Origin of the sequence: Rhodovulum sp. FJ3 (assembly GCF_032918305.1) — a bacterium.
Taxonomy (GTDB): domain Bacteria; phylum Pseudomonadota; class Alphaproteobacteria; order Rhodobacterales; family Rhodobacteraceae; genus SAT37.
The window spans coordinates 51,170-70,424 of sequence record NZ_JAWJUU010000006.1; the positions used below are offsets into that span (position 1 = coordinate 51,170).

Annotated in this window: 18 protein-coding genes; 5 read left to right on the forward strand and 13 right to left on the reverse strand. The window is 59.7% G+C overall.

What is annotated here, in order from left to right; translation table 11 throughout:
- Positions 1–33: 33 nt before the first annotated feature.
- Positions 34–198: a hypothetical protein gene (locus R1W00_RS15205; RefSeq protein WP_317263619.1), complete on the forward strand. Its 165-nt coding sequence runs from the start codon at positions 34–36 to the stop codon at positions 196–198.
- 100 nt (positions 199–298) lie between these two features.
- Here R1W00_RS15205 and ccoP read toward each other — a convergent pair whose 3' ends face one another.
- Genes ccoP through ccoN form a run of 4 tightly spaced genes read right to left on the reverse strand, consistent with a single transcriptional unit; the run spans position 299 to position 3,724 of the window.
- Positions 299–1,168 (reverse strand): cytochrome-c oxidase, cbb3-type subunit III, encoded by an 870-nt coding sequence (gene ccoP / locus R1W00_RS15210; protein WP_317263620.1) that lies wholly within the window; start codon positions 1,166–1,168, stop codon positions 299–301.
- Positions 1,165–1,374, reverse strand: a complete 210-nt coding sequence (locus R1W00_RS15215; protein WP_317263621.1) for a cbb3-type cytochrome c oxidase subunit 3 — start codon at positions 1,372–1,374, stop codon at positions 1,165–1,167. The genes ccoP and R1W00_RS15215 overlap by 4 nt, the downstream gene beginning before the upstream one ends.
- A gap of 11 nt (positions 1,375–1,385) precedes the next feature.
- Positions 1,386–2,111 (reverse strand): cytochrome-c oxidase, cbb3-type subunit II, encoded by a 726-nt coding sequence (gene ccoO, locus R1W00_RS15220; protein WP_317263622.1) that lies wholly within the window; start codon positions 2,109–2,111, stop codon positions 1,386–1,388.
- Between the two features lie 14 nt (positions 2,112–2,125).
- Positions 2,126–3,724: a cytochrome-c oxidase, cbb3-type subunit I gene (gene ccoN / locus R1W00_RS15225; RefSeq protein ID WP_317263623.1), complete on the reverse strand. Its 1,599-nt coding sequence runs from the start codon at positions 3,722–3,724 to the stop codon at positions 2,126–2,128.
- Between the two features lie 205 nt (positions 3,725–3,929).
- Here ccoN and R1W00_RS15230 point away from each other — a divergent pair, with 205 nt between their 5' ends.
- Entirely contained in the window at positions 3,930–4,769 is an 840-nt protein-coding gene (locus tag R1W00_RS15230; RefSeq protein ID WP_317263624.1) for a universal stress protein, read from the forward strand.
- Between the two features lie 43 nt (positions 4,770–4,812).
- Here the strand turns inward: R1W00_RS15230 and fnrL are convergent, their stop codons facing one another.
- Entirely contained in the window at positions 4,813–5,559 is a 747-nt protein-coding gene (gene fnrL / locus R1W00_RS15235) for a transcriptional regulator FnrL (protein ID WP_317263625.1), read from the reverse strand.
- A gap of 67 nt (positions 5,560–5,626) precedes the next feature.
- On the opposite strand from fnrL, the gene hemN reads away from it, so the two are divergent.
- Positions 5,627–6,982, forward strand: a complete 1,356-nt coding sequence (gene hemN, locus R1W00_RS15240; RefSeq protein ID WP_317263626.1) for an oxygen-independent coproporphyrinogen III oxidase — start codon at positions 5,627–5,629, stop codon at positions 6,980–6,982.
- Here hemN and R1W00_RS15245 read toward each other — a convergent pair whose 3' ends face one another.
- The 6 genes from R1W00_RS15245 to R1W00_RS15270 all read right to left on the reverse strand — a co-directional run bounded on the left by R1W00_RS15245 (position 6,983) and on the right by R1W00_RS15270 (position 14,693).
- Positions 6,983–8,194 carry a glycosyltransferase gene (locus R1W00_RS15245; RefSeq protein WP_317263627.1) on the reverse strand — a complete coding sequence of 404 codons (1,212 nt, stop codon included), beginning with the start codon at positions 8,192–8,194 and terminating at the stop codon, positions 6,983–6,985.
- Between the two features lie 3 nt (positions 8,195–8,197).
- A complete protein-coding gene (locus tag R1W00_RS15250; RefSeq protein ID WP_317263628.1) occupies positions 8,198–9,805 on the reverse strand; it encodes an ABC transporter ATP-binding protein in 1,608 nt (535 codons plus the stop codon).
- On the reverse strand, positions 9,802–10,908 hold the full coding sequence (locus tag R1W00_RS15255; protein WP_317263725.1) for an ABC transporter permease: 1,107 nt from the start codon (positions 10,906–10,908) through the stop codon (positions 9,802–9,804). The genes R1W00_RS15250 and R1W00_RS15255 overlap by 4 nt, the downstream gene beginning before the upstream one ends.
- A 6-nt stretch (positions 10,909–10,914) precedes the next feature.
- Positions 10,915–12,069: a microcin C ABC transporter permease YejB gene (locus R1W00_RS15260; RefSeq protein ID WP_317263629.1), complete on the reverse strand. Its 1,155-nt coding sequence runs from the start codon at positions 12,067–12,069 to the stop codon at positions 10,915–10,917.
- A 21-nt stretch (positions 12,070–12,090) separates the two neighbouring features.
- A complete protein-coding gene (locus tag R1W00_RS15265) occupies positions 12,091–13,902 on the reverse strand; it encodes an extracellular solute-binding protein (protein WP_317263726.1) in 1,812 nt (603 codons plus the stop codon).
- Between the two features lie 266 nt (positions 13,903–14,168).
- Positions 14,169–14,693, reverse strand: coding sequence for a cytochrome c family protein (locus tag R1W00_RS15270; protein WP_317263630.1), 525 nt, complete (start codon positions 14,691–14,693; stop codon positions 14,169–14,171).
- A gap of 116 nt (positions 14,694–14,809) precedes the next feature.
- On the opposite strand from R1W00_RS15270, the gene R1W00_RS15275 reads away from it, so the two are divergent.
- Complete coding sequence (locus R1W00_RS15275; protein WP_317263631.1) at positions 14,810–15,643, forward strand: prephenate dehydratase; 834 nt, start codon at positions 14,810–14,812, stop codon at positions 15,641–15,643.
- A 12-nt stretch (positions 15,644–15,655) separates the two neighbouring features.
- On the opposite strand, the gene R1W00_RS15280 is transcribed toward R1W00_RS15275, so the two are convergent.
- Positions 15,656–16,105, reverse strand: a complete 450-nt coding sequence (locus R1W00_RS15280; protein WP_317263632.1) for an SRPBCC family protein — start codon at positions 16,103–16,105, stop codon at positions 15,656–15,658.
- Between the two features lie 35 nt (positions 16,106–16,140).
- The gene (gene nudC, locus R1W00_RS15285) at positions 16,141–17,109 is read right to left on the reverse strand and encodes an NAD(+) diphosphatase (protein ID WP_317263633.1); all 969 of its coding nucleotides are present in this window, start codon (positions 17,107–17,109) and stop codon (positions 16,141–16,143) included.
- Positions 17,110–17,326: 217 nt separating this feature from the next.
- Between nudC and R1W00_RS15290 the strand changes: the two genes are divergently transcribed.
- Entirely contained in the window at positions 17,327–19,225 is a 1,899-nt protein-coding gene (locus tag R1W00_RS15290; RefSeq protein WP_317263634.1) for a bifunctional 2',3'-cyclic-nucleotide 2'-phosphodiesterase/3'-nucleotidase, read from the forward strand.
- Positions 19,226–19,255 lie beyond the last annotated feature (30 nt).

Sequence of the window (19,255 nt, forward strand, 5' to 3'; positions counted from 1 at the left end):
ATAAGGGACATACCGAATGAATGGAGCAACCCGATGCTGAACATATTTGCAAAAACTTTCACAACCGCCACCCGTACCAACGGCCAAGGCATGGATCGCCGCCGCCATGAAGAGATGCGCAAACGCAATCAGGATGAACTGTTGCGGTGGGCGCCGGAGGTCTGGAAAGAAGAAATCGCGCGTCATCGCGGCGAATGATTGCCCGCGAAATAAAAGGTGCGCCGCCCCCAGGAAACGCGCGAACAGGACGGGGGTCGGCGCACAGCCAGTGGCCCGAGGGGGCCACCGGATTCACATGTTACTCACCACCGCCAAGGCCGTGGACATAGGCGGCAACGGCGCGGATCTCGGCCTCGCTCAGACGCGAGGTCCACGACGGCATCACACCGAAACGGGCGTTTTCGACCGTATAGGTGATGTCATCCACCGACCCACCGTAGAGCCAGATCGCATCCGTCAGGTTCGGCGCACCTTGGAAACGGTCGCCCGTGCCATCTTCGGCGTGACAGGCGGCGCAGTTGTCCAAGAAGACAGTCTCACCAGCGGTCGCCAGTGCGGCGTCGGCCTCTTGGCCGGAAATCTGGCGGACGTATTGAACAACGCCTGCGATTTCCTCTTCGGCCAGAATTTCACCGAACGCCGGCATTTCCGAATAGCGCGCATCGGGATCTTCTTCGTTCCGGATGCCGTGCGAGATGGTCAGGTGGATGTCCTCAATCGAACCACCCCACAGCCAATCGTCGTCCAACAGGTTCGGATAACCCTGACCCTGAACACCAGCGGCACCGGCGCCGTGACACTGGGCGCACCACGTTTTGAACACAGCCGCACCCGCGTTCTGGGTGTAGTTGGCCAGTTCCGCATCCGCCGAAATCGCAGTCAGATCAGCCGCCTCAAGCTTGGCCTCAATCGGCGCGTTCAGCTCTTCAAAGCGGGTGATGTCCTCGGCCACTTCGGCCCGCGTGCTATAGCCCAGAACCCCCGGCGTTGCGCCGGAAATCAGAGGCCACGCCGGATAGGCGATCGTGTAAAGCACGCCCCAGAAAATCGTGGCGTAAAAGGTCCACAGCCACCAACGCGGCAACGGGTTGTTGAACTCTTCGATCCCGTCCCAGGAATGACCCGTCGTTTCGACGTCACCCGGTTTTTTGGTTGGTTTGTCAGTCATGTCCGCGCCTCCTTGGAAGGCGATACTGCGTATTCAGCACCGCTGGCGGGTTTCTTTTCATACCGAAAGGGAATGTCTGCGGTGTCTTGGTAGGTGGCGGTGCTGCCCGGGCGAAAGGCCCAGACAACAATCCCCAGAAAGAACACCGTCATGCAGAGCAGAACCCAGCTATCGGCAAATTCACGCAGCAACGAATAGGTATCCATGATCCCCTCCGTTACCGGCTTGCGACGGGTTCGAAGGTCGAGAAATCAACCAGCGTCCCCAGCATTTGCAGATAGGCGATCAGGGCGTCGGCCTCGGAGATCCCCGGTTGGCCGTCAAAGTTACGCACCTGCGCACCCGGATACCGCTCAACCAGACCGTCGTAATCGCCCCACGGATCGGCCTGCACCTTAAAGTCGGCAGCAGCATTTTCGATCATCTCGTCGGTGTAAGGCACACCAACCAGAGCGTGGGTTTTCATCAGGTCCTGAACGTATTCGCCCTCGATCAGCTTGTCTTCGAGGAAGCCGTATTTCGGCATCACCGAGGCAGGCACAACCGACTGCGGGTTGCGCAGGTGGTCGACGTGCCATTCGTCCGAATAGCGACCACCAACGCGGGCCAGATCGGGACCAGTGCGTTTCGACCCCCACTGGAACGGGTGGTCGTACATCGATTCCGCAGCAAGGCTATAGTGGCCATAGCGTTCGACCTCATCGCGCATCGGACGGATCATCTGGCTGTGACAGACATAGCACCCTTCGCGGATGTAGATGTCACGGCCCGTCAGCTCCAGCGGCGAATAGGGGCGCACGCCTTCGACTTCTTCGATGGTGTTTTCCAGATAGAACAGCGGAGCAATCTCCACGATCCCACCGACCGTTACCACCAAGAAGCTGAAGACCAGCAAGAGCGTCGCGTTCTTTTCCAGAACTTTATGTTTGTCGAGAATACCCATTTTCGACACCCTCCTTATTCAGCGGGAACCGCAGTCACAGCTTCGGACTTGGCCGAAACCGACGAGACGGTTTTCCAAAGGTTAAAGCACATGATCAGAGCGCCGCTGAGGTACATGACACCCCCAAGACCGCGGACCACATAGTAGGGGAACTTGGCTTCGACCGTGTCGGCGAACGAGTTCACAAGGAAGCCCTGTGCGTCAACTTCGCGCCACAGCAGACCTTCGGTAATACCCGACACCCACATCGAGGCGGCGTAGAGAACGATACCGATGGTGGCCAGCCAGAAGTGCCAGTCGACCAGTTTCAGGCTGTAGAGACGTTCGCGGTTCCACAGTTTCGGCACCAGGAAGTACAGCGCGCCAAAGGTGATCATACCGTTCCAGCCCAGAGCGCCCGAGTGCACGTGACCGATCGTCCAGTCCGTATAGTGCGACAGCGAGTTGACAGCGCGGATCGACATCATCGGACCCTCGAACGTGGACATGCCGTAGAAGCCGATCGAGATAACCATCATACGCATGATCGGATCGGTGCGCAGCTTGTCCCATGCGCCAGACAGCGTCATCAGACCGTTGATCATACCACCCCACGACGGCATCCACAGGATGATCGAGAACACCATGCCCAGCGTCGATGCCCAGTCAGGCAACGCGGTATAGTGCAGGTGGTGCGGACCGGCCCAGATGTACAGGAAGATCAGCGCCCAGAAGTGGATGATCGACAGTTTGTACGAGTAAACAGGGCGTTCAGCCTGTTTCGGCACAAAGTAGTACATCATCCCCAAGAACCCTGCGGTCAGGAAGAAGCCCACAGCGTTGTGGCCGTACCACCACTGCGTCATGGCGTCCTGAACACCGGCGAACACTTGGACCGACTTGGAGCCAAAGATGCTGACGGGGATCGACAGGTTGTTCACAACGTGCAGCAGGGCCACCGTGACGATGAACGACAGGTAGAACCAGTTGGCCACATAGATGTGCTTTTCCTTGCGCTTGAGGATCGTGCCAAGGAACACCGCCAGATAGACGACCCAGACGATGGTCAGCCAAAGGTCAACATACCATTCGGGTTCGGCGTATTCTTTGGACTGCGTCGCGCCCAGCAGATAGCCAGTCGCGGCCAGCACGATCACCAACTGAAAGCCCCAGAACACGAACCATCCGGCGTTGCCGCCCCAAAGGCGCGTGGCCGAAGTACGCTGAACCACATAGAACGAGGTCGCGATCAACGCGTTCCCGCCGAATGCAAAAATCACCGCCGAGGTATGCAGCGGACGCAGACGGCCAAAGTTGGCAAAGCCCTCGGCCCATTCAAAGTTCAGCCCCGGAAAGGCCAACTGAAATGCGATGAACGTGCCGACCAGAAACCCGGCCACACCCCAAAACGCGGTTGCAATGACACCGGCGCGCACGACGCCGTCCATATAACCGCTTTTATCAACAACTTTTTTCTCATCCGCCGTCCGGACGACCCAAACAAACATACCGGCCGAAACCGCCATGATGATCAGGGCGTGTACCAGATAGGCGACATCACGGGCATAGTTCGCGGCGATCGCGGCAAGCACCGCAATCACGCCGAACACGGCCATTTTAACGTAATCCCACATCTTGCGTCCCTTCGTCATTCCCGTGGCGATTCGATTCGGGGGCCACGGGTCTATTTCCGACGCTTGGGATATGCCTTTGGGCCGGTCACGCCGCCTTGATCCATGTCAAGAGTTTGGGAATGCCCCCTTGATCCGCGTCAAAGCGCACCACCCCTCGCCCGCCTAGGATGGGATCAGAACAAGTCGACCGAGACGGAGGTTTCTCATGGCTTACAAAACGATTCTGACCGTTGTCACTGACACTGACCTAAAATCCAGCGCGCTTGACGCTGCTATCACCCTTGCGCGGCGCGAGAACGCCCATTTGGAAATCGTCTGTCTGGGCGTGGATCGCACCCAGACGGGCTATTACTATGTGGGGGCAAGCGCGGTGATCATGCAGGAAACCCTGCAAAAGGCCCAAGAGGACGCCGAGGCCATTGAAAGCGTCATCCAGACGCGGATGGCGAATGAGGATTGCGTCTGGAGCAGCGAGGCCATGGTCGCCCAGATCACCGGCATCACCCAATTGATCGCAGGCCGCGCGCGGTTTGCCGATCTGGTGGTTCTGCCCCGCCCCTATGGCGCGGAGCGCGGTCTAGAGGATGAGGCCGTGATCGAGGCCGCGCTGTTCGACGCCCATGCGCCGGTTCTGGTCGTACCCGATTCCGACGCCTTCACCGGTTTTGGCACCCGCCCGATCCTTGCATGGAACCAGAGCGCCGAGGCGCTTGCCGCGATCCGCGCCTCCCTGTCGGCGCTGTCGGATGCGCCCAGCGTGAACATCGCCATTATCGATCCGCCTCAACACGGGCCAGACCGGTCCGATCCGGGTGGGATGCTGTCACAGATGCTGGGCCGGCATGGGGTGCGCGCCGAAATCTCGGTTCTGGCCAAAACCATGCCGCGGGTGTCGGATGTTCTGATGCGCCATGTGCAGGACATCAACGCAGACATGATCGTGATGGGCGCCTACAGCCATTCGCGGTTCCGTGAGGCCCTGATGGGCGGCGCAACGCGTGACATGTTGGAAAACACGACGGTTCCGATCTTGATGGCGCACTGACGGCAATCATGGGTGGGCGCGTCTTCGCGCCCGCCGACACCCCTTAGGCCAGCATACCGCCGTCGGTGTCATCGCCCGTTTCATCCAACAATTGTTGCATGTCGGGGATGGTGATATGGCGCTTGCCCTCAAGCTGAATAACGCCATCGCGTTTCAGGGCGGAAATCTGACGGCTGACGGTTTCAAGCGTCAGGCCAAGGTAATCCGCCATCGCCTCACGCGTCAGGGGCAGGTCAAACACCACGCGTCCCGTCACCGACGACAGTTTCAACGTCGCATCGCGCCGCGCGATAATCGCCAACAGCGACGCAATCTTTTCACGCGCGGTTTTACGCCCCAAAAGCAGCATCCATTCCCGCGCCGCATCCAGTTCGTCCAATGTCATTTCCAAAAGACGCTGACCAATATGCGGGGTGTCCTGCATCATCTGCTCAAACGGCTTTTTTCGGAAACAACAGACCGTCAGACGGGTCGTCGCGACCACGTCATAGGCCGCCGAATCTCGCCCCGGACGCCCGACAAAATCGGACGGCAACAACAGGCCAACCATCTGTGTGCGGCCATCTTCCATCGTTTGGGACAGGGTCGCGATGCCTTCGACCACCGAAGCGACGAAATCCATCTTGTCACCTGACCAGACGACGGTCTGACCCGCGTCATAGGTGCGATAGTATTTCATCTCTTCGAGCAAGCGCAGCTCATCCCCCTCACAGCGCGCACAGACCGCGCGGTGGCGGATCGGGCAGTTTCCGCAATCTACATGGGCAAGGGCTTGGTCGTTCGCGGCCATGGCTGTCTTCGTCCGAAATTGATTTCGATCAAGGCTGATCTGTTATGTCATCGGTAACGCTACGCCAATGAGCACTGAATCGCAACTTGCCAAGTTCGGCCTTTTTGACGCGCGGGTCCCTCGTTACACGAGTTACCCGACCGCACCGCATTTTTCGTCAAGTGTCGGAAATTCCCAGTTTTCCAGCTGGATTCGCGCAATCCCCGAGGGGGCGCAGATATCCCTGTATCTGCACGTGCCCTTCTGCCGCAGGTTGTGCTGGTTCTGTGCCTGCCGAACCCAAGGGACGCAAACGGATTCGCCCGTGCGCGCCTATATCGACACGTTGTTGACGGAAATCGCGATGCTGGGCCGCACCTTGCCCAAGGGCGTGAGCCTGTCGCGGCTGCATTGGGGGGGCGGGACGCCGACCCTGTTGTCGCCCGACATGATCCGTGAGGTCGCACAGGCCGTGTTTGACGTGGCCCCACTTGCCCCGAACGCCGAATTCTCGGTCGAGATCGACCCCAACGAGGTCGATCAGGCGCGTATGGATGCGCTGGCCGAAATGGGCATGACCCGGGCCTCGATCGGGGTGCAGGACTTCGACCCCGAAATCCAGACCGTCATCGGCCGTATCCAGAGCTTTGAGACCACCAAGCGCGCGGTCGATATGATCCGCGATCATGGCATCCAGAGCCTGAACACAGATATCCTGTTCGGCCTGCCCCACCAGACCAAGGAACGCATCACCGAAAGCGTTCAGAAACTGCTGGCCCTGTCGCCGGACCGCGTGGCCCTTTATGGATATGCGCATGTGCCGTGGATGGCCAAGCGCCAACAGATGATCCCGTCCGACGCCCTGCCCACCCCACAGGAACGTCTGCGCCTGTTTGAAACCGCGCGGCGTCTGTTCCTGTGGGATGATTACACGGAAATCGGCATCGACCATTTCGCGCGCAAGGGTGACGGGTTGGACATCGCGGCACGCACCGGTCGTTTGCGCCGGAATTTCCAAGGCTACACCGACGACACGTCGGAGGTTCTGATCGGTCTGGGCGCGTCCGCCATTTCGCGTTTCCCCCAAGGGTTCGCACAGAACAACGCCGCCACCTCGGCCTATACCGGTCACATCCAGAAGGGCGAATTCGCCACCCATCGCGGCCATGCCTTTGCGGGTGAGGACCTGTTGCGCTCGCGCATGATTGAGGCGCTGATGTGCGATTTCCGCATTTCGCGCGACGAGATGTGCGACAGCTTTGGCAGAACGCCCGAGCAGATCACCGCGATGTTCAAACAGGTTGCCGATGAATTCGCCGGATACGTCAGCCTAGACAGCGGTGATTTCGTTATCCGCCCCGAGGGTCAGGCCCTGACGCGCATGATGGCGCGGGGGTTCGATGCCTATGACCTTTCCAAAGCAGGCCACAGTTCCGCCATCTGATCACGCCCCTGCGGTTTCCACAAACTCGATCAGCTTGGGCAGGCACACGGTGCGCAGATCATAGTTCTCTTTGATCAGCGCCCGTGCACCTGTGCGCAGGTGATCGAAATCGCGCGGATTGGCAAGGCCGTTGACCAAGGCCTCGGACCACGCGGGCACGTCAAAGAAATCGACCAACTGCCCCGTCTGGCCATCGTGGATCACCTCGGCCACGGGCGGCGTGTCCGATCCGACGATGTGGCACCCCGCACTCATCGCCTCCATCAACGACCACGACAGGACGAACGGATAGCTGAGATAGGCGTGCACGCGGCTGATCTGAAGCAGGCTGATGAAATCCGGATAGGACAGTTTGCCGGTGAAATGAACACGGTTCATGTCGAGCCCCCCGCCCACCTCGTTCAGCATATGTTGCTTCCAACTGACCCCGTCTGTGCGGGCGCTGCCATAGCTGACCCCGTCGCCACCGACGATCACCGCATGGGCGTTGGGACGGCGCGCCAGAACCTCGGGCAGGGCACGCATGAACGTGTGGTAGCCACGATAGGGTTCCAGATTGCGCCCGACATAGGTCAACACCTCATCGCCCGCGTTGAACACCTGCCCCGTCTTCAGGGTCAGGCGCGCGGCGAACTTCGGGCGGGCCAGATCGGTGTCGATCCCGTCATGCACCACATGGATACGGTCGCGGTATTCTGGAGGAAAGGTGCTGGCCTGCCATTTGGTCGGGGACAGGGCGGCATCGGATTGCTGAAGCGCCTGTAACAGATGCGCCTGACGGCTGATCAAGCCCACGCGACTGCCCAAAGTGTCCTGGCTGAACTCGGGGTCGAACCCCCAATCGCGCCCTTCGGTGCCGTAATAAAACTCGGCATAGGTCAACAGGCGCGCGCTTGGCCAGACCTCGCGCAGGAACAGGGTCTCGCCCCACCCCGGATGGCCGAAAATCACGTCAGGACTAAACCCGTGTTTGTCGCGCAGGGCCTGTGCCGCCCGCGCCGCCGAACCGCCCCGCGCGGCGTGTTTCATATAGGACGCACCGGGACCGGTCGGATTGATATCCTCATGCTGGTACCGCATGTGACGCATGGAAATCTGGCGGGTGTTGTCACTGCGGGTCAGGGCCATCACCTCATGCCCGCGTTGCTCCAGCGCCGGAGCGATGCGCAGGAATTGCCCCGGATAGTTCTGATGGACCAGCAGAATGCGCATGCCCTAACCCGCCATATCCCGCGCCCGCAGGTCCAGCGCGGCGGCCAGCAATTCCTGCGTATAGGGGTGGCTGGGCGTGTCAAACACCTGATCCGCGCTGCCCGCCTCAACGATGTCGCCATTACGCATGACGACGATCTTGTGGCTCATGGCGCGCACGACCTTGAGGTCGTGACTGATGAACAGATAGGCCAGCTTGTATTTCTGTTGCAGGGTGCGCAGCAGGTCAACGATCTGCACCTGAACCGTCATATCCAGAGCCGAGGTCGGCTCATCCAGAACCACCAGACGCGGACGCAGGATCATGGCGCGCGCGATGGCGATCCTCTGACGCTGTCCCCCCGAAAATTCGTGCGGATAGCGGTGCATCATCGCAGGGTCCAACCCCACCTCTTGCATGATCTCGGCGACCTCTTCGCGCACGGGACGGCCCGATTGCACACCATGCACGCCCAGACCTTCGGCGATGATCTGCTCGATGCTCATCCTCGGGCTGAGACTGCCATAGGGGTCCTGAAACACGATCTGCATATCACGGCGCAGCGGACGCAATTGACGCGGGCCAAGGCCCTGAATATCGCCCCCCGCAAAGGTGATCCCGCCTTGCGAGCCGATCAGGCGCATGATCGCAAGGGCAAGGGTGGTTTTGCCCGATCCGCTCTCGCCGACGATGCCAAGGGTTTCGCCCTCACGCACGGTCAGGGTGGCCTCGTTCACGGCCTTGACGTGACCCACGGTTTTGCGCAGGAACCCGCGCTGGATCGGAAACCAGATGCGCAGCTTGTCCGTGCTGACCATTTCGGTGGCGTCTGCCGGAACGGGCGTCGGGTTGCCGACGGATTCCGCATTCAACAACATCTGCGTATAGGGATGGCGCGGGTTCGCGAAAATCTTGGCGGTTTCGCCGGTTTCCACGATCTCGCCGTCCTTCATCACAACAACCCGATCCGCGATGCGCCGCACCACACCCAGATCGTGGGTGATGAACAGCAGGCTCATGTCTTCGGTCTGTTTCAGCTCGGCCAGCAGCTCGAGGATCTGCGCCTGAATGGTGACGTCCAACGCGGTGGTCGGTTCATCGGCAATCAACAGGTCGGGCCCGTTGGCAAGGGCCATGGCGATCATCACGCGCTGACGCTGACCACCGGACAATTGGTGGGGATAGGCGTTCAGGCGGCTTTCGGCGTCGCGGATGCCGACCTTTTCCAGCAGTTCGATGATGCGCGCGCGCACCGCATCGCCGCGCAGACCTTGGTGCAACTCGATGGATTCGCGCAGCTGCTTTTCCAGCGTGTGCAGCGGGTTCAGGGACGTCATCGGTTCCTGAAAGATAAAGCTGATGTCGTTTCCGCGCACCTTGCGCAACCGCGTCTCATCCGCGCCGACCATTTCCTGTCCGTCATAGGTGATCGAACCGGCAATCGTCGCGTTATCGCCGAGGAGCGCGACCGACGACAGCGCGGTCACGGATTTGCCCGATCCGCTCTCGCCCACGAGGGCCACGGTTTCCCCGCGTTTGACCTCGAACGACACGCCCTTGACCGCCAGATGATCCTGACCGTCCTGACGGAAACTGACCTTGAGATCGCGAACCTCTAACAGCGTGCTCATTGAAAGGTCTTCCTCGGGTCGAATGCGTCGCGCACACCTTCAAAGATGAACACCAACAGCGACAGCATGGTCGCAAAGGTGAAAAACGCGGTAAAGGCCAGCCACGGCGCCTGAAGGTTCTGCTTCGCCTGCAGGGTCATTTCCCCAAGGCTGGGCGCCGAGGACGGCAGGCCAAAGCCCAGATAATCAAGGCTGGCCAGACTGGCGATGGTGCCGGTGATGATAAAGGGCAGCATGGTCAGGGTCGCAACCATCGCGTTGGGCAACATATGGCGGAACATGATCGTCGCGTTGCCGACGCCCAGCGCCCGCGCCGCGCGCACATATTCGAAATTCCGCGCCCGCAGGAATTCGGCCCGCACAACGCCCACCAAAGCAGGCCAGCCAAACAGGATGGTCAACCCGACCAGCAACCAGAAACTGCGCCCCAAAATCGCGAACAGGATGATGATGATGTAAAGCTGTGGCGTCGACGTCCAGATTTCCAAAACCCTCTGGAACAACAGATCGGTCCAGCCCCCGAAATAGCCCTGAATGGCCCCCGCGATGACCCCGATGATCGTGGCAGAGACGGTGACGATCAACGTGAACACAATCGACAACCGGAACCCGTAGATGACACGCGCCAGCACATCGCGCGCCGTATCATCCGTGCCCAGCCAGTGTTCGGCGTCCGGCGCGGACGGGGCCGCCCCGTCGATGTCGTTCACGGTTTGATAGCTATAGGGAATCAGGGGCCAGATCACGCGACCCTTTTCGATCTCTTCGCCCGCAACAACCCCGTCCTCGGCATCCGCGATTATGCCTTCGGGATCGTCCCAACAATCCAACAATCCACCCGTCACAATCAGGCATTCGATCTCAATATCGCGATACACAGCCTCGGTCCGCAGATCGCCGCCGAATTGGGTTTCGGGATAGAAATTGTAGATCGGGAAATAGCTTTCGCCGCGGTATTGGACATAGATCGGTTTGTCATTGGCAAGGAATTCAGCGCACAGAGACAGGCCGAACAGAACGCCAAAGATGATCAGCGACCAATAGGCCCGACCGTTGCGGCGAAAGTTGCGCCAACGGCGTTTCGCGAGAGGGGACAGGGTCATCATGGCTTAGGTCCTCCGGCTCTCGAAATCGATGCGGGGATCGACAAAGACATACATCAGGTCCGACAGGATGCCGACCAGCAGGCCCATCAGGCCGAACACGTACAGCGTGCCGAACACCACGGGATAGTCGCGATCAACCGCCGCCTCAAACCCGAGACGTCCCAGCCCATCCAGCGAGAAGATAGTCTCGATAATGATCGAGGCACCAAAGAACACGCTAAAGAACACGCCCGGGAACCCCGCAATCACGATCAGCATCGCGTTGCGGAACACATGGCCATATAGGACCCGCCCCTCGGACAGACCCTTGGCGCGGGCGGTGATCACGTACTGCTTTTTGATCTCGTCCAGAAAGCTGTTCTTGGTCAGCAGGGTCAGCGTCGCAAAGCTTGAGATCGTTGTCGCGGTGACCGGCAGGGCGATGTGCCAGAAATAGTCGGCGATTTTGCCAATCGCGCTCAGCTCATCCCAATTGTCCGAGGTTAGACCCCGCAGCGGGAACCATTGGAAATAGGACCCGCCCGCGAACAACACCAACAAAAGGATCGCAAACAGAAACCCCGGAATGGCATAGGCCACGATGATCGCGCCCGACGTCCACGTGTCAAAGGACGAGCCATCGCGCACCGCCTTGCGAATGCCCAGAGGGATCGAAATCAGATAGGCCAACAGGGTCGACCACAGGCCCAGCGTGATCGACACCGGCATCTTTTCCAGAACCAGATCAACGACGGAGATTGAGCGGAAATAGCTCTCTCCGAAATCAAAGGCGAGGTAGTTCCCCATCAGGTTCACGAACCGTTTCAGGATCGGAATGTCCTCTTTGACACAAGAGGGATCGTCCAGATTGGGTTCGCCGACGTGATCGGGGCCACAGACGATACGGGCAAAGCCCATCTCGATCTCAAGCTGATCCAGAAATTCAGGCGGCAGGCCGCGCGCGCCGATATAGCGTTGGTCCAGATCGGCCCCTTGGTCCGCGCCGGCATCCCCGCCCCCAGAAATCCCTTGCAGCGAGTCGCCCTCGCCCTGAACACGGGCAATCACCTGTTCAATCGGGCCACCCGGCACGAATTGGGTCAGGGTAAAGTTGATCACCATGATCCCGATCAGGGTCGGGATGACCAACAGCAACCGCCGGAGGATATAGGCACCCATAACGCTTGGCCTGCTTTCTTATTATAAGGCGCCTTCGGCCTTGAGTTTTTCTGCCTTTTCCGCGTTGTACCACCAGAAATCCAGTTGGCCCAGCGAATAGGGCGGCAGGGTCTCGGGATGCTCGTACATGTCGAAATAGGCGACCGTATAGACCGGCTTGAACCACTGGGGCACCCAGAACAGTTCCGCGCGCAGCACACGGTCCAGAGCGTGAACCGCAATGTTCAACTGTTCCTGCGTCTTTGCACCTTTGACATGATCGATCAGGGCGTCAACGGCGGCGCTTTTGAGGCCCATTTTGTTAAAGACCGAACTGTCGGCGGTCTCAGAACCGAAATATTGCGCCAGACCACTGCCTGGGACAAAGGACATCGGGAATTGCTCGGTGATCATGTCGAAATCATAGGCGCGTTCGCGGTTGACCTGCTGGGCGCTGTCGACCTTTTCCAAGGACGCGTCGATGCCCGCACGGCGCATGTTTTCGACAAACGGGTTGATCACACGTTCAAACGTCTGGCTGTCGTTCATGATCGCGACCCGCAACAGATCGCCATTGGCGTTGCGCCGCATCCCGTCATCGCCTACGGTCCAGCCCGCCTCATCCAACAAGGCCGAGGCCGCGCGCAGGTTTCGGCGATCCAACTGCCGATCCGAGGACACCGGCGGCACAACCGCCTCATCCGTCAGGATCGTTTCCGGCAACAGCCCCTGTTCGACCAGCGGGCGCAGCAGTGCCAGTTCATCCGCGCCGGGGACACCTTCGGCCTTAAGGTAACTGTTGTCCCAAAAGGACGTCGTGCGTTGATAGAGGCCATAGAACAGAGTGTCGTTCGACCATTCAAAGTTGAACAGCAGCCCGATCGCCTGACGCACGCGGGGATCCTGAAACTGTTCGCGGCGCAGGTTGAAGATAAAGCTCTGTCCGGTCGAAATATCCCCGTCGGGCAACTCGGCCTTGACCACATGCCCCTTTTCTAAGGCCGGAAAGTCATAGCCCGTCGCCCATTGTTTCGACGAGGCCTCATTGCGGAAGGTGTAATCGCCCGCCTTGAACCCCTCAAACGCGGCGTTGTAATCGCCATAGTATTCAAGACGAATTTTATCAAAGTTGTTGCGCCCGATGTTGATCGGCACGTCCGCGCCCCAATAATCCGGATCGCGCTGATAGACGATGCGTTTGCCCACATCCATGTTGTCCAGAACATAGGGACCCGAACCGACAAAGGTCTCTAGCGTCGATTCCTCAAGGTCCCAGCCGTTCGTTTCAAAATCTGCCTTCGAGAACACGGGCAAGCCCCCGACGGCCTGCGGCAGATCGCGGGTCGGCTCTCCCGCCTTGAAGGTGAACTTGATCTTCTGCGGTCCCAGAACCTCAACCGTGTCGACCTGTTTGGACAGGACCGCACGGAAGCTGGGCAGGCCCTTGGTCAGGAAAGTCTCATAGGAAAACGCGACATCCTCGGCGGTCAGGGGGGTGCCGTCGGAAAACTTGGCCTCGGGGCGCAGGTTGAAAATGACCCAGCTGCGGTCCTCGGGGTACTCCATCGTCTCACACAGCAGGCAATAGGCCGCCGTCGCATCATCGGCGGTACTGGTCAGGACGGATTCAAAGAACACCGTCGCCAGACCCGCCGCACGCCCCTTGGTCGTATAGGGGTTCATGGAATCAAACCCGCCAAACGCAGACAGCGATATCTCACCACCCTTGGGCGCGTCGGGATTGACGTAATCAAGATGCGGGAAATCCGCCGGATAGGACAATTCGTCAAAGGTCGAAATGCCGTGGGATGTGATGACCGTTTCCTGTGCTTTGGCCTGTCCGGCCGCCCACATCAGGGCCGCAGCGGTCAAACCAATGGCCAATGTCACGCGCTTGGTCGCGCTGTGGTTGGCCTGCTTTGCGATTGCGACTGCACGCGCCTCGCCGGTGTTTCGCATCCCGATCCTCCCGGTGTTTGTTTTCCTCTCTAAAGCTATGGGGCGGATGGGGCATTATTCAAGACGATATTCCGTGAGAACCCCGCCAAACCAAAGGAAAAGGGCCACCCCGCATGGGATGGCCCCTGAATTCATCAAGCGTTCGCTGTGCTGCGTTGGCGTTAGCCGCCGATCGAGTCCAGATAGGCGATGACGTTTGCACGGTCTTCGATTTTGCCCAGACCCGAGAAGCCCATCGAGGTGCCCGGTGCGTAACCTTTGGGGTTTTCCAGGAACTCGTTCAGGGTTTCAGGCGTCCAAACTTCGGCAACTTCGGACAGAGCGCCCGAGTAACCATAGCCAGCAGCCGTGCCAACCGGACGGTTCACAACACCAAACAGGTGCGGACCAGTGCCGTTCGCGCCATCTTCTACCTTGTGGCAGGCTTTACATTTGTTGAAGACGCGCTCGCCCTTGCCAGCGTCCGCAGCGGCGAACACTTCGCCGAACGAGATTTCTTCAACCACTTCGGCAGGACCTTCCGAGCCAGCCGTTTCAATCACGTAACCAGCCGTATGTTCGCCGTCGCCGTGACCTGCGGGACCGGTGTGGTACAGGATTTCACCCGCCCAGTTCCCAAGCAAATACACCAGCAATGCGCCGCAAAAACCGCCGACGATCTTGGTAAGGGTCATTGTGTCGAACATGTCGCGATCCTATCTACTCCCGATTTCGCGGTTATCTACCCGCTTCCATCATCATAATGCAAGGTGTACTTACCGCGACCAGACGCCACTGGGCCAAGAAAAGTGTGAGGGAAAAGATGACTGGAAGAATCGCATTCCAAGGAGAACTGGGCGCCTATTCCCATCAGGCCTGTCGTCAGGCCCGCCCCGAGCATGAGGCCCTCCCCTGCAAGACATTTGAAGACGTGATCGAGGCCGTGCGCAGCGGCACCGCCGATCTGGGTATGTTGCCGGTCGAAAACTCGACCTACGGGCGGGTTGCCGACATCCATCACCTGCTTCCGGAATCGGGGCTGCACATCATCGACGAGGCCTTTGTTCGCGTACATATCAACCTCTTAGCGGTTCCGGGCACGCCCCTGCGCGACGTCAAAACCGCGATGAGTCACACGGTTCTTCTGGGTCAGTGCCGGTCGTTCCTGCGCGAACACGGTATTGCGCCGGTGACGGGCGCGGATACGGCGGGTTCGGCCCAGATCGTGGCACAGGACGGCGAACCGACGCAGGCGGCCCTTGCCTCTGAACTGGCTGGTGAAATCTATGGTCTGGACGTTCTGGCCCGCCACATCGAGGACCATGACAAAAACACCACACGGTTCCTGATCATGTCGCGCGAGGCCGACCTAAGTCGTCGTGGCGAGGGCAAGATGATGACGACCTTTGTCTTTAGCGTGCGCAATATTCCCGCCGCCCTCTACAAGGCGATGGGGGGATTCGCGACCAATGGCGTCAACATGACCAAGCTTGAGAGCTATATGGTCGACGGATCGTTCACCGCGACCCAGTTCTACGCCGACATCGAAGGGCACCCCGACGATCACAACGTCAAACTGGCCTTGGATGAACTGGATTATTTCACGTCGAACGTCAAACTGCTGGGCGTATATCCGACCAATCGGGTGCGCATCTGACCTGCGGCGGTCTTATCCGACAGTGCTGTGCAAATACTTGTGAAAGCCCTTTTTGAACCGACGGTTCAGACCGGCTTTTGCAAGGCGCAGGGATTGCAGGAACAACCGCGAAGACAGCGATGTTGGCTTGATCTCAACGTCCAGCGACACTCGGGTCTGGCGCGGTGACAGGGCCAACAGGTCCAATGTGACAATCGCGTCCAACCCCGACACCTGCGACGTCAAAACGAACCGTTCCGGCCGATCCAGCGCGGTGACCTCACTGATCATGTTGCGGGGTTTGCCGCGGAATTTGAACTTGCTTTTCCACTGCATCCCGACGCCCGGCGCGCTGAGGTTGTCCACCCGCACAGCGTCCAGACCCCGCCGCAGAACGGCGCGTTCAAAAGCATCGAAATCGACCAGAGCGTCATAGACCTGTTCGATCGGTGCCGAGATATCTTCGCGTGTCGAAAACTTCATCTTGCCTAAAGATGTGCCCTGTTCCCGTTGAAACGTCAATCAAGCTGATCGGCTAGCCATTTCTGCATCAAAAAATGCGCAATCGACCCTTTGCGCGACGGTTTTATCGTCGGATGTTCACCGGCAAAGACGCGCATCATCTCTTCGCGCGAAATCCAGAGGGCATCCTCGATCTCTTCGGGGTCGATGGTGATGTCCTTGCTGGTTGCCTGCCCGCGACAGCCCATCATAAGACTGCTGGGAAACGGCCACGGTTGCGATGCCAGGTAATCCACCGCGCCGACCTGAACGCCCGCCTCTTCAAAAACCTCGCGCCGGACGGCCGCCTCAATCGTCTCGCCGGGCTCAATGAAACCCGCCAGCAGGGAATACATCCCCTCGGGCCACCCGTGCGAACGGCCAAGCAGGACCGAATTCCCATGCGTGATCAACATGATCACAACGGGATCGGTGCGCGGGAAATGATGCGTGCCGCAGGCGGGACAGGTGCTTTGCCAACCGGCCATGGACAGGGCGGATTTCGCCCCACAGCGCGCACAGAACCCGTGGCTCTGGTGCCAGCCCAGAATGCCACGCGCCGTTGCGGCCAGTTCCGCGTCGCGCGGCGACAGACGCCCCATCGCGCCACGCAGCTCCACCAGCGCGAAATCGGCGGGAAAGTCGGGATGGATCTGTTCGCTGTGGTCCACGAAGGCCCCAAGAGTTTCGGGCGTCTCGGGCGGCTCCCAGTCGGAAATGTCGATGGCGAAATAGCCGGTCTCGGCGTCCTTGCGGCCCAAAAACACCGCGCGCTCTAGACGATCCACCACGGAAATGTGTTCCGGCCCCACCATGCCCAGCGCATCGCGACCCGCCCCCATCAGCATCGGCTTGCCCCGCCAAAGGACCAGAATTTGCGCCCGTCCGTTGTGCATCAACCGGTTCAGCGCGTCCTGATCCCCGCGCAGTTCCGCCGCACGATCCAAGCCCGATCCGCCAAAGGTCACCGTTTCCGCGTCTCGCATCGCGCTCTCTCCTCACACACAGACCGCTCCCGATCCGTTAATTTTTATTAACGTTAACAATACCGTTGCCGAAAAATGACGACGATCACAGAACCGTGAAATTAACCTTTGAATGGTTTCCCTCAGCCCCGTGCGCGGTCATTAATCGTGTTACATTACAAATATATTTTTCGACGTTTTTTATCGCCCCATTTGCCCGAGAGATTTGTTGCCCCCTTTGCACCGATTTTCAAGTCGCCCACACAAAAATGAAGCCCACCTGCGCATTTTAGAAACAACCGACCTGCACATGCATGTGCGCGGGTACGACTATTATGCCGACAAGCCGTCCCAGACCGTGGGCCTATCCCGCGCGGCCAGCCTGATAGGCGATCTGCGGGCGGGGGCGCGCAATTCGGTGTTGCTGGACAACGGGGATTTTCTGCAGGGCAATCCGTTGGGCGATTATCTGGCGTTTGAGGCGGATCAGGCCCCGCCCCATCCAATGATCGCAGCAATGAATATGCTGGGGTATGACGGCGGGACGCTGGGCAATCACGAATTCAACTATGGCCTGCCGTTTCTTGAGCAGAGCTTAGAGAGCGCGACCTTTCCCTTTGTTCTGGCCAATCTGGTGCGCGATCTGGGCGACACGCCCCTGACCGATACGCCCTATTGCCCGCCCATTGCGATGCTGGATCGCCAGATCACCGATGGCGCAGGCGAGGTGCACCCGATCCGCATCGGCATCATCGGATTCATCCCGCCCCAGATCATGCAGTGGGAACGTCGCCACCTAGAGGGCCATCTGCACACCCGCGATATCCTTGAGACCGCCGCCGCCTATGTGCCGCATATGCGCGCAAACGGGGCCGATGTGGTAATCGCCCTGTGTCACTCTGGCCTGTCAGAAACGGCCCCGCATCCGATGATGGAAAACGCAGCAATCCCGCTGGCCGCAATTGATGGGATCGACGCGGTTCTCTGCGGGCATCAGCATCTGACCTTTCCAGGCAGCGATTTCGCCCCCTGTTCTGTCGTTGACCCTGTCCGTGGCACGCTGCACGGCACGCCCGCCGTGATGGCGGGTTTTTGGGGATCGCATGTGGGTGTCATTGACCTGTCCCTGCGCCGCGACGACGCGGGCTGGCATGTGGCCGAGTTCGAGACCGCCGTCCACCCGATTTCCAAGCGCGAAACCGGCGGGAACTCAGTCGCCAGCGTGCCAGAGCAACCCGCCATCCTGTCCCTGATCGAGACACCCCACACACAAACCATCGAGTTTGTCCGCCAACCGGTTGGACATACCCAAACCCCGCTGCACAGCTACTTCGCGACGATCACGCCGGACCGGTCCGTGCGTTTGGCCGCGCTGGCCCAGAAATGGTACGTGGAAACCGCACTGGCCGGTGGGCCATTGGCGGATCGACCGGTTCTGGCCGCCGCATCGCCGTTCAAATGCGGCGGACGCGGGGGGCCGGATTACTATACCGACGTGCCCGCAGGTCCCCTGTCGATCCGGCATGTGGCGGACCTGTACCTCTACCCCAACACGATCCGCGCGATTGACATCACCGGCGCGGACCTGCGCGATTGGCTAGAGCGCAGCGCCAGCCTGTTCAACACGATCACGCGGGGGGGAACGGATCAACGCCTTCTGAATCCCAATTTCCCCAGCTATAATTTCGACCTGATTGAGGGGCTGACCTATCAGGTCGACATCAGCCAACCCAACAAGTTCACAGCGTTCGAGGGCCATCTTGAGCACCCCGAGGCGCGGCGCATCGTGGACCTGCGCCACGACGGACGCCCCGTTCAGGACAGCGACCGGTTCATCATCGCGACCAACAGCTATCGCGCGAACGGGGGCGGGAATTTCGCGGGCGCAAATGGGCGCGGTATCGTGTTTGAAGGCCCCGATACCAACCGCGACATCCTGATCCGCTACATCACCGAACACCCTGACATCACCCTGCCCGCCCCGCCTCCGTGGTCCTTTGCCCCCCTGCCGAACACCAGCGTGTTGTTCCAATCGGGCCCCAAGGCCGCCGCGCATCTGGATGATCTGGACCACCTGCGCGTCGATCACACCGGCGCGGGTAAGGACGGTTTCCACTGGTTCCGCCTCTATTTGTGACGCTATAGATCGGCGGAACCGACGGGGGAC